This window comes from Variovorax sp. M-6 (assembly GCF_052114385.1).
In the GTDB taxonomy this organism is placed as follows: Bacteria; Pseudomonadota; Gammaproteobacteria; order Burkholderiales; family Burkholderiaceae_C; genus Variovorax.
The window spans coordinates 18,529-28,723 of sequence record NZ_JBFREQ010000052.1; the positions used below are offsets into that span (position 1 = coordinate 18,529).

At 57.2% G+C, this 10,195-nt stretch carries 13 protein-coding genes; 11 read left to right on the forward strand and 2 right to left on the reverse strand.

Annotation, left to right across the window (positions count from 1 at the left end; genetic code table 11):
- The first annotated feature begins 11 nt into the window (after nucleotides 1-11).
- Genes AB4Z46_RS33010 through AB4Z46_RS33050 form a run of 9 tightly spaced genes read left to right on the forward strand, consistent with a single transcriptional unit; the run spans nucleotide 12 to nucleotide 7,994 of the window.
- The gene (locus AB4Z46_RS33010) at nucleotides 12-809 is read left to right on the forward strand and encodes a DUF6884 domain-containing protein (RefSeq protein WP_442287782.1); all 798 of its coding nucleotides are present in this window, start codon (nucleotides 12-14) and stop codon (nucleotides 807-809) included.
- Nucleotides 806-1,936 (forward strand): DGQHR domain-containing protein DpdB, encoded by a 1,131-nt coding sequence (gene dbpB / locus AB4Z46_RS33015; RefSeq protein WP_442287783.1) that lies wholly within the window; start codon nucleotides 806-808, stop codon nucleotides 1,934-1,936. Before AB4Z46_RS33010 ends, dbpB (AB4Z46_RS33015) begins: the two co-directional genes overlap by 4 nt.
- Complete coding sequence (gene dpdA, locus AB4Z46_RS33020) at nucleotides 1,933-3,204, forward strand: tRNA-guanine transglycosylase DpdA (RefSeq protein WP_442287784.1); 1,272 nt, start codon at nucleotides 1,933-1,935, stop codon at nucleotides 3,202-3,204. The genes dbpB (AB4Z46_RS33015) and dpdA overlap by 4 nt, the downstream gene beginning before the upstream one ends.
- Entirely contained in the window at nucleotides 3,201-4,292 is a 1,092-nt protein-coding gene (gene dbpB, locus AB4Z46_RS33025; RefSeq protein ID WP_442287785.1) for a DGQHR domain-containing protein DpdB, read from the forward strand. Before dpdA ends, dbpB (AB4Z46_RS33025) begins: the two co-directional genes overlap by 4 nt.
- Nucleotides 4,289-4,990: a 7-cyano-7-deazaguanine synthase QueC gene (queC, locus tag AB4Z46_RS33030; protein WP_442287786.1), complete on the forward strand. Its 702-nt coding sequence runs from the start codon at nucleotides 4,289-4,291 to the stop codon at nucleotides 4,988-4,990. Before dbpB (AB4Z46_RS33025) ends, queC begins: the two co-directional genes overlap by 4 nt.
- A gap of 3 nt (nucleotides 4,991-4,993) precedes the next feature.
- Nucleotides 4,994-5,629: a 7-carboxy-7-deazaguanine synthase gene (queE, locus tag AB4Z46_RS33035; protein ID WP_442287787.1), complete on the forward strand. Its 636-nt coding sequence runs from the start codon at nucleotides 4,994-4,996 to the stop codon at nucleotides 5,627-5,629.
- Nucleotides 5,626-5,991, forward strand: a complete 366-nt coding sequence (locus AB4Z46_RS33040) for a 6-pyruvoyl trahydropterin synthase family protein (RefSeq protein WP_442287788.1) — start codon at nucleotides 5,626-5,628, stop codon at nucleotides 5,989-5,991. Before queE ends, AB4Z46_RS33040 begins: the two co-directional genes overlap by 4 nt.
- Before the next feature lies 1 nt (nucleotide 5,992).
- Nucleotides 5,993-6,802, forward strand: coding sequence for a hypothetical protein (locus AB4Z46_RS33045; RefSeq protein ID WP_442287789.1), 810 nt, complete (start codon nucleotides 5,993-5,995; stop codon nucleotides 6,800-6,802).
- A gap of 1 nt (nucleotide 6,803) precedes the next feature.
- Entirely contained in the window at nucleotides 6,804-7,994 is a 1,191-nt protein-coding gene (locus tag AB4Z46_RS33050; RefSeq protein WP_442287790.1) for a DGQHR domain-containing protein, read from the forward strand.
- 131 nt (nucleotides 7,995-8,125) lie between these two features.
- Here AB4Z46_RS33050 and AB4Z46_RS33055 read toward each other — a convergent pair whose 3' ends face one another.
- A complete protein-coding gene (locus AB4Z46_RS33055) occupies nucleotides 8,126-8,749 on the reverse strand; it encodes a hypothetical protein (protein WP_442287791.1) in 624 nt (207 codons plus the stop codon).
- 173 nt (nucleotides 8,750-8,922) lie between these two features.
- Nucleotides 8,923-9,303 carry a helix-turn-helix domain-containing protein gene (locus AB4Z46_RS33060; protein WP_442287792.1) on the reverse strand — a complete coding sequence of 127 codons (381 nt, stop codon included), beginning with the start codon at nucleotides 9,301-9,303 and terminating at the stop codon, nucleotides 8,923-8,925.
- Nucleotides 9,304-9,695: 392 nt separating this feature from the next.
- Between AB4Z46_RS33060 and AB4Z46_RS33065 the strand changes: the two genes are divergently transcribed.
- Both AB4Z46_RS33065 and AB4Z46_RS33070 read left to right on the forward strand, forming a co-directional pair.
- Nucleotides 9,696-9,869 carry a hypothetical protein gene (locus AB4Z46_RS33065; protein ID WP_442287793.1) on the forward strand — a complete coding sequence of 58 codons (174 nt, stop codon included), beginning with the start codon at nucleotides 9,696-9,698 and terminating at the stop codon, nucleotides 9,867-9,869.
- 8 nt (nucleotides 9,870-9,877) lie between these two features.
- Nucleotides 9,878-10,195 (forward strand): helix-turn-helix domain-containing protein (locus AB4Z46_RS33070; RefSeq protein WP_442287794.1); only part of this gene is annotated, 318 nt, incomplete at its 3' end.

Consider the following 10,195-nt stretch of genomic DNA (forward strand, 5'->3'; position numbering starts at 1 on the left):
AAGAGTGGCGGTTGCGGCTGGAAAGCTCCAGCGCCCAGGCCGTTCCCGCGCGCGAACTCTATTCGGGGAGAGCCTTCGCGCTTGCCAGCAAGGCGGTTGAGAGCGCAGGCGCAGACCTCTACGTGCTCTCGGCCGGATTGGGGTTCATCAAGCAGGACGCGCTGGTGCCGCCCTACAGCCTATCGGTTGCGCCCAACACGGAGGATTGCATCCTCCTTCGGTCGCTCACGGAGCCGTTCACATCTTCCCAATGGTGGTCCGCGCTTCACGAGGCGCGGCGTTCCAGGCCCTTGGCGCAACTGCTGCGCGTACGGCCGAAAGCGATGCTCGTCATCGCGGCGACGCGGCCCTACATCGAGATGGTCGAGGAAGAACTCGCGAGCCTCACCATTGCGCAAGTGACCCGCCTTCGCATCGTCGGGCCGACTCGGGCCAACGCCTTGCCTGACTTTCTTCGCCCCTCGGTAATGCCGTACGACGACCGGCTTGATGATGCAGGCCTCGGTTTGCAGGGAACCCGATTCGACTTTGCGGCCAGGGCGTTGACCCACTTCGTCGGCCTCGTTGGGGGCGATGACCGAATTCAGTCGCCGCAAGACCATGCAAAGCGCGTTCATCTTGCACTGTCCAGGCACCGGGCGCCGGAGAGAGTCCAGCGAGTGCGACTGGATGCGGTAGCGTTGCGGCGTCATGTCCGCGCATTGAAGAAGGCGGGCGAATCCAAAACGACCGCGCTGAGCAAGCTGAGAAGGGATCTTGGCTACGCCTGTGAGCAACAGCGCTTCTTCAGCGCATGGGAAACGCTATGAAGCCAAGAAAAGCACCGGAGATCGTCATTGCTCCCGCCGTCAAGTCGAAGCAGGGCGACACCACCGTCTATCTGACTTTCTTGCCTGGCAGTGAACTGCTGCGGATTGCTGACATTCGCCGACTGCAGCGTGACAAGAATCATGAGTTGGAGGGATTCCAGCGTCAGGAGATTCGCGATCACGTGAATGAAATCGCGCAGTACCTGGACAACGGCGGAACGTTGTTCCCGAACGCGATCATCCTAGCCTTGGAGCCGACCATCAAGTTCGAGGGATCCCGCGGGGGAAAGGCCGAGGTAACTGTCATGGATTCAGCCTTGGGTCGTCTTCACATACCCGTGCGCGAAGAGGGACAGCGCCTAGCGTGGATTGTCGATGGTCAGCAACGGTCGCTCGCACTGTCCAAATCCGCGAACCCAAGCCTTGTGGTTCCGGTCGTGGCCTTCGAGACTGACTCAATTCACGTGCAGCGGGAGCAGTTCATTCTTGTGAATCGGGCCAAGCCGCTGCCACAACGGCTGATCGACGAACTTCTGCCGGAAACGCAGGGCATTTCCCTGCCGCGCGATCTGACCACGCGCCAGATGCCAAGCCAGTTGTGCAATGCACTCAACTCGCATGAGCAATCGCCGCTGCGCGGGTTGATAAAGCGCTCGTCCCAAGCCAGCGGGTCCGGACACGTTGTCACTGATACCGCCGTCCTTGACATGATCAAGCGAAGTCTCAGCAATCCCAATGGCGCATTGGCGGACTTCAAGGCGCTGGGCGACGAGACCGGTGATGCCAACTCGATGCTGCAGACGCTGATCGACTTCTGGTCCGCCGTGCGCGACACTTTTCCCGATGCCTGGGGGCGTCCTCCCTCTCAAAGCCGGCTGATGCACTCGGCCGGAATCGCGGCCCTGGGCGATCTGATGGATCGCATTGCCGCGCGAGCCACGACTAGGAAGCGCCAGCGTGAGTTCTTTGCCACAGAGTTGGCACGTATCAAGAAGGACTGCGCCTGGACGGCGGGTACGTGGAAAAGTCTAGACAGAGAGTGGGACGAGATTCAAAACACGCCTCAGGACGTCAAGATGCTTTCACAGGCATTGGTGCAACTTTACGCCCAGAAGATCAAGCGATGAAGTTCATCTTCGCCGACTCCATGGACATGATCGATCCGACGTTCGACTTCGAAGCGGATCGGGCAGGGCCCGACCGCGAGATGTATTGGGGCGACGTGTATCCGCACGAGTTCTTCTCGACGCCTCCATATCAAGGAGTCCTGGTATCGCGCGGAATCGTCGGTGATGACATGTTCCCGGGAAAGTATCCCGAAGACCTGATGATGCGTTTCCGGCGCGTGGGTGCCCGCAAATTCCTCCGAATGGGAGGCAAGCTTGCAAAGATGGACATCTTCGGCGATTGCGGTGCATTCTCGTATGTAGACCGCGAGGTGCCGCCGTACACACCGGAAATGATGCTCGACTTTTACGCGGACGGAGGCTTTACCCACGGCTGCTCGGTCGACCACATCATCTTCGACTTTCTTCCCGAGACTCGCGGTATGGAAGGGGGCACGCCCGAGGCCCGTCGGCGCTTCGACATTACGCTGGAGAACGCAGCCGCCTTTCTGAAGGCTTCCAAAGCCATGGGGAAGGGGTTCACGCCGCTCGGCGTGATCCAGGGATGGTCACCAGAGAGCATGGCCGTCGCCGGACAACGATTGGAAAAAATGGGGTACACGTACCTCGCCATTGGCGGGATGGTGCCCTTGTCTGCAGATCAGGTGCATCAATGTCTGCAGGCGATCCGAAAGAAGATCTCACCGCGGGTAAAACTGCATATCCTCGGCTTCGCGAAGGCTGAGCAGATCCATGAATTCACCGACTACGGCATTGCCAGCTTCGACAGCACATCGCCACTGACGCGTGCTTTCAAGGATGCCAAGGCCAACTACTACCTTCCAGGCGACAAAGGCGGTTTGGAATACTTCACGGCCATTCGCGTGCCTCAGGCGACGGAAAATGCTCGCCTGAAACGCAAGGCTAAGGAAGCAGGGGTTGACCAGGAAAGCCTAGTCAAGCTGGAGCAAGGCGCGCTGCGTGAACTCAGGCTGTACGACAGGAAGGGCGGCTCCAGCAAGCGGGCGTGCGATGCAGTCCTCGACTACAACCGGGAATTTCTTTGGGATCCCAAGAAGAGCTCCGAATCGAACGAAGTCGCCATTGCAAAGACCAAGACGGCGTTGCAGCGCACTCTCGACGAGAGGCCTTGGAAACAATGCTCCTGCCGAGTCTGCAGTGAAGCGGGTATCGATGCAGTGATATTCCGTGGCAGCAACCGCAACAAGCGCAGAGGGTTTCACAACCTGGCGGTCTATCACCAACATTTGAAGAAGCTTTCCCCATGAGTTCTACGCAGTTCAAATTCCGCGCAGTTGCAGCCCGGCAGGCGCCTGGAGCGCATGTCCTGACATTCGCAGCGAAGGCGACCGATATCTTGGCGACGTGCGAGATCAGCAGAGCCGGTCGCTCAGAGAGTGGAAAGTTATTCGGATTTCAGAGGCCCCAGATCGCGGGACACATCCAGGAAATCCAGGACTACCTTCAGAAGCGAGAGGCTGTTCTACCCAATGCCGTTGTCGTTGGGTTCCTCGGGGGAACAAAGATCAAGGACCTGGGCAGCGGCGTGGTAGAGATCTCGATTTCGACCGCTGGCGGCAAGCCGGGCTATGTGGTTGATGGTCAGCAGCGGCTCACGGCGTTGGCGAAGACGGCACGTGATGATTTCGAAGTGTTCGTGTCCTGCGTTGTCTGTGACAGTGAAGAGGAGTTGCGGAGGCAGTTCATCCTGATCAACAACACCAGACCGCTTCCAAAATCGTTGATCTACGAACTTTTGCCCGAAGTGAAAGCGCTTCCCAAGCGCCTCACGTCCCGCGCCCTGGCGGCAAAGCTTGTCGAACTGCTCAACTACCGTCAGCAGTCGTCGTTTTACGGATTGATTTCCATGCACACCAATCCGGGTGGGGCGATCAAGGATACGTCGCTTCAGAAGGTCATCATGAATTCGGCCGACAGCGGGGCGATTCGGGATCACGCCGACGCGCCCACACGAATGGAGTTCGGGTATGAACTTCTGAGCAACTTCTATGCGGCGGTGGCGCAGGTATTTCCTAAGGATTGGCATGAGCAGACGCCCCGAACCTCGCGTCTCGTGCATGGTGCTGGCGTGGTGTCGATGGGGTACGTGATGGAAACCCTGTACAGCCGTACCGGCAGCATCGCGATCGAGGACTTTGTCGAGGGACTACGCCCGCTCGTGAAGAACTCTGCCTGGACCTCGGGCGCGTGGACGTTCGTCGATGGCACAGTAACCAAATGGGACGAGGTGGAGAACACGCCTCGACAGATCCAACGCTTGGCCCTGCACTTGGTGGGCAGGGTCAAGAAGGCGGGAGTCCTCAAGCAGCACTCCGCGAGGGGGAAGGCGAGATGATTGCAAGGAAGGCCATCGTCCTCTTCTCGGGAGGGCAAGATTCCACAACATGCCTGGCCTGGGCGCTTGACCGATACGAGCACGTCGAAACGATCGGGTTCGACTATGGGCAGAACCACCGGATCGAACTGGATTGCCGGCATACCGTCCTGGCCCGCATACGGAACGACTTTCCTCAATGGGCCGCGCAACTTGGGGAGGACCACCTACTAGAGATCGGCGTTCTAGGGAAGATCAGCGACACAGCGCTTACCAAGGATGAGGAGATCGTTCTGCAGAACGACGGGCTGCCTAGCACTTTTGTGCCCGGCCGGAACCTGCTCTTCCTCACGCTTGCCGCGGCGGTCGCCTATCGCAGGGGCTGCACCGTTCTGGTGGGGGGAATGTGCGAAACCGACTATTCCGGGTACCCGGACTGTCGTGACAACACGATGAAGGCGATGCAGGTTGCATTGAGCCTCGGCGTTGCGCGTCCGTTAGTGATCGAGACGCCTCTGATGTGGATCGACAAGGCCGAAACCTGGCAAATGGCGGCGAATCTCGGCGGTGACGAATTGGTCAAGGCTATCCAGGAGGATACGCATACCTGCTATCGAGGGGACAGAGAGAACATGAACGAGTGGGGATTCGGCTGCGGCACCTGTCCGGCATGCGAATTGAGGGCTGCGGGATACAACAATTGGCGAAAAGGAGCCTAGTCCATGAGCTACATGGTCAAGGAGATTTTCTACACGCTTCAGGGTGAAGGCGGGAACGCCGGCAGGGCAGCGGTGTTTTGCCGGTTCGCCGGATGCAATCTTTGGTCCGGTCGAGAAATCGACCGGGCGTCGGCCCAGTGCAAGTTTTGCGATACCGATTTTGTCGGCATCGATGGTACCGGAGGGGGCAAGTTCGCTACGCCGGCAGAGTTGGCAGATCAGGTAGCGGCGCATTGGCCCATGGCGGCCTTGGGCAAAAGGCTGGTGGTCTTGACAGGTGGCGAACCATTGTTGCAAGTCGATGCCGCTCTGACCCTCGCGCTGCATGAGCGCAATTTTGAGATCGCGGTCGAAACCAATGGCACAGTCGAGGTGCCCCAAGGGCTGGACTGGGTGTGCGTCAGCCCGAAGGCCAACACCCAACTCAAGGTGCGGGAGGGGCGGGAACTCAAGGTGGTGGTACCACAGGCTAATTTGGACCTCGAAGAGTTGATCGAGTTGAGCTTCGATCAGCATTTGCTGCAGCCCATGGATGGTCCTCTTCTGAGGGAGAACACACAGTGGGCCATCGAGTATTGCATGCGGCACCCACGCTGGCGGCTCAGCGTGCAAACCCACAAGATGGTGGGCATCCGATGAAATTCGAAATTTCTCAGCGTTTCTTTTTTGACGCTGCTCACACGCTACACAGGGAGATCGAGGCAGAGAGCAGTGCCCGCATTCACGGGCACACCTACAACGCTGAAGTCGCCGTGGCAGGAGCAGTGAATCCCGAAACCGGTATGGTGGTTGATTTGGGGCAACTGCGTTTGGCGATCAACAACATTCGCGACAGGCTTGATCATCGAATGCTGGACGACGTCCCAGAACTAAATGCGCCAACGCTTGAAAACCTCTGTGTATTTGTTGCGCGGTTGATCGCCGCCTCCGGGTTCGATCTGAGTCGGGTATCCATTTGGAGAGATGGCATCGGAGACCGCTGCGATTTGCGGATCGAATAGCTTGGCGAACTTTTCCAAATTGCATCCGTGGGACCCCGAAACGCCGGGAGAGCGTCTATTTCTGGCGCTCTATGATCTGGTCAAGGAGGATGTTCCTGAATTGTTTGTCGATCGGAATTGGTTTGTATCCGCTACTGGATTAAGTGAATTTCTGCGCCTTACTGCGGCGATGGAACTCACGCATCGTTGCCTGAATGCCGTAAGCGAACATTTACTCGTCAGTCCAGATGCGCCCGTATCGACTGTATTGCAACTGCTGAGATCGGATGTCGAAATCTATGGGCAGGGGCCCACCACCCGAGGGATTGCGGAGTTGACCTTGCAAGCAGGGCTCGCAGCGCTTGAAAAGCACTTTACTCCCAATCGAGCCGACACGATTCATCGCGAATCCAATCGATGTTGCTGGTGTGGCAAGGCTGTTTCACGCGGGCAAGGTACTGCCAAGGGCTCCATCGCCACCATCGAGCACCTCTGGCCTGCATTTCTTGGGGGATCAAGCAGTCAGGCCAATGCGGCGATTGCGTGCGACAGTTGTAACGGCGCTCGTCAGCACGCGTTTTCATGGGCCTGGTTCGGCGTTCAGAGCTTCAATGCAAAGTTGGACAAACATCAGAATTTGCCGCGAAACGTCCGTCTCGCGCTAGCTCTGCATAGGCTGATAAGAGTGGCGAGTGGACGAACGCGTATTTCTCGCACGGCGGTTTCTCTCAAGACGGCGGCCAAGATGCTCAACGTTGTCGAGCCAAAAATTCGACTTGATCAGAACAGACGATACACGTTTTTCGAACTTATTCAATTTGCTGAGGAATGATATGGCAACTGCTACGCCACTGCTTCGCCGGAAGTACTACGCATTGGAGAATATTCAACGGCCGGAAGCTCCGGAGTTAAAGTTCTATCTCTTTCATGCACCAGCTGCAGACATTCTGGAGTGGGCGGCCGTTGAGCGGCTATCACCCAGTACACCAAAGGGAATACAGCGAAACCTAAACAAGACCAAAGTGCGAAAGCTCGAAGAATACTTGGAGGCGCCCTATCCCAATACGATTGCGACGTCTGTTGTCGTTGTGTTCAATAAGGACGCCATTTCTTTCATTGAGACTAAGGTTGATGGGAGCCCGGTTGAAGGGCGTGGAAACCTCACCGTGAAGTGGAAAGGGCCGAAGGCGCAGGCTGCCACTATCGTTGACGGACAACATAGAGTGATCGGTGCGAGCAACGTCGCAGACGGCTCGCTCCACCTAAACGTCGTTGGCATTGTTGGCGCAGATCAAACCGAAGGTGCCTTCCAGTTCTTGGTTATTAATAACAACAGCTCCAAGGTTTCGCCAAGCCACGTGAAGGCGCTATTTACCGATTACAAGGAAGAGGAACTCTTCAACCGAATGCTTGCGAGCGGCAGTACCAATATCGACGAAAAGAAGATCACCGCGCTGGACTACTTTGATCGCGGCGTGGATAGCCCGTTCAAAGGTGAGGTTAAGTGGGCGAAGAATGTCGACGGTTTCATCGTTCCCAATGCGCTGGAGGCTGGACTCTCTGAAGTGCTGAATCGAAGCTCTTTGCTTATGATTCAGGAGGTTGAACTCGAGACGTTCACTCAAATCTGGATCACGATCAAGGACCAGTGGCCTCATCTTTGGAGCAATTATTCGCATTTGTTGGAGAAGGCATGCATTCAGGCACTGACAGCATACCTTTGCGATGCACTTGAGCAAATGAGGCTGTTTAGTGAGGCAGACGTCCAATACAGTGATCCGGATGTCCTGAAGCGAGAGGTGAAGAAAATTCTCAAACGGATTGATCCTGGATTTTTCGAGGTCGAGTGGACCACGACAGGTCTGGACACCCGTGCAGGACAGCAACTACTGCAGTCGGACCTACGTCAGATGGCGTCCAATCTGCGCAGTGCTAGGGCTTGGCATATTAATTTAGAGACGGTCAGTATCGCGTCTGTGTCCGAGGACAAGACTAAGAAGGGTGCCCGGCCAAAGAAGAAGTAAATTCGGCGTAGGGCGAGCTGTATCTGCTATAGCGCAACCAGTCTATAGTCCTGAATTTTCTGGATTTCGGGGGAGGCGTCACTCTTCGGCATTTCGGTATTGAGATGCGTTGACGCGAAAGATGGAATGGCTTATGTCGTCAATCCTGGCGAAGACTTGCGTAAGTCTGCAGCCTTCGAAAGAACTTTTCGCCGAATGTGCATGCAGTATCCGAGTGAAATGACGAACACTGCGTAAGGAAGAGCGAGCTCCGCGTCGAACACCCCATTGGGTATCTTGAAAGTCGGAACGACTTGTTTGTAAAAATGCACTCCAGAGACAATGGCAGCAATCATCAAGCCTAAGAAAAGTTGAATTCTGAAATGTTGAACCATGTCGTTCGCATCTCTGTGCTTCATGAAAAAGGGGTGAACGAGTGAAATGTCTTGCTGTTCGAGAAACAACCGTTCAATGTTGGCGATGATGACGAGATTCCGGTCGAACCAAGCATACGCATCGAAGACGTTCGCACAGAACCATCCGCACAGTAGTAGCGCGATCGCGGTCGCATGGTGGATAGAGATGACATTCTTCTCTTGGAACGCAAACGCTGCGTAAGCCCCTCCAAGGAGCGCCACACTTTGCCAAAGCAAGACCACGTGGCGATTCAAGTGATTCGAGGTTTGTCGATACATTTCGAGCAAAAATTCCGCACGCGGAGAAGCCATATCAACTGGCCTAAGGTTAATTGACTGCGGTAGGCTACTGCCATTCATGAATTCTCCTTTTTTGATTCTAATGAGCACCAGATCTGAAGATCGGCGTTGATTTACTGTTGAAGACGTGATGTCCGTGGCGACGATGGCGGCCCTTACCACCGTAGCGATCACTGCTTCGGTGCGGGCAACGGCCGATAAGGAGCGAAAGCGCGGCGTGTGACGCCGCTACGTCAGGGTCGGCGCCTAGCTTTGCTCGACGGCTTCTCCAACACAGCTTGGTTTGACCTGCGCAGAGAACCGCCCTTTGCCGATGGCGCAAATGTCTCTGTGATGCCTTCGAATAAGACGGGAAGCGTGGTCCCGAGGCAGTAGCAGATCGATCCCAGGGTGAGCAACGACGGATTGACGTAGCCGCATTCGATCTTGGATATCCGGGAGCGCTCCACTTCGGCTTCGAAGGCCAGCACCACTTGCGTTTTGCCCGACGCTATTCGGATGCGTTGCAGGTTTTGCCCGAGGGCGATCGTCAGGGGGTTCGGAACGTGGGTCGCCTTCTTGGATCGACTTCTACTTTTCGGGGCTGTTGCGGAAACCATGCCCTCGACACTCAAGGAATGTGCCTATGGGGGAAACGTCTTAAACGACACATAATGAGTGTGTGCCTCGCGGGGCACTCGCTTCAGAGCCACAGAGGGGCATCAAAGCTCCAGGGAGACGATATGAACCGCACGCTGAATTCTTCGCTGCCGTAGCGCCGCCGCTACGCACGGGCCGCGGCGTCGCGCTGCCCCACGCACCCCTCTACCTCTCGCCACGGTTGGACCGCGCGTGTTTGCACCTGCCTGTCGATAGGGCTTGCCGTCTGACGCCACAGGCGTGGCGTCGACTTTTCCGCCAACTTGCGGTCCGCGCACTCGCGGCGGGACGACGCACGCCTGCACCGCATCACTTTGTCCGTCGAGCCCCCGCTCCGTGTTTTCTTGCAACCCAGGGAGAAGATGAATTGACCAAGTCCAAAGAAATCTACGTGTCCTTCGGCGTCGACGTCGACGCGGTATTCGGCTGGCTAGGCTCTGTCGACTGGGGCCGCCCGGGTGCAGGCAGCGATGGTCTGGGGCATGTCGCCGTGCCTGCTGTCCGGCGGGTAGATGTGGCTGGTGCCGCATGTGGAGCCTAGGGGGTGAAATGACAACAATCGAGACACAGGCACCACGCCTCAGCGCGAATGATCGAGCAGATGGTGGCGGCGGGCGTGGTCGGGGTGAGGGCCCCAGGGCGAAGCAGCTCGCCTCTCCATTCCCGACCGCGCGCCCGCTCAGGCTCCCACCGTCGCTCTACCTGCCGACGCCCAAGGCCAAGCCCACGCGCAGCGAACCCGCCGCCCTTGTCGGAACCCAGGTGAACCGCCTGCGCCAGGCTGCCGGCGTCTCGGCCCTGGCGCTTTCACAGCGCTCGGGCGTGTCCCGCTCCATGCTCTCGCGCATCGAGAACGGCCAGGTATCG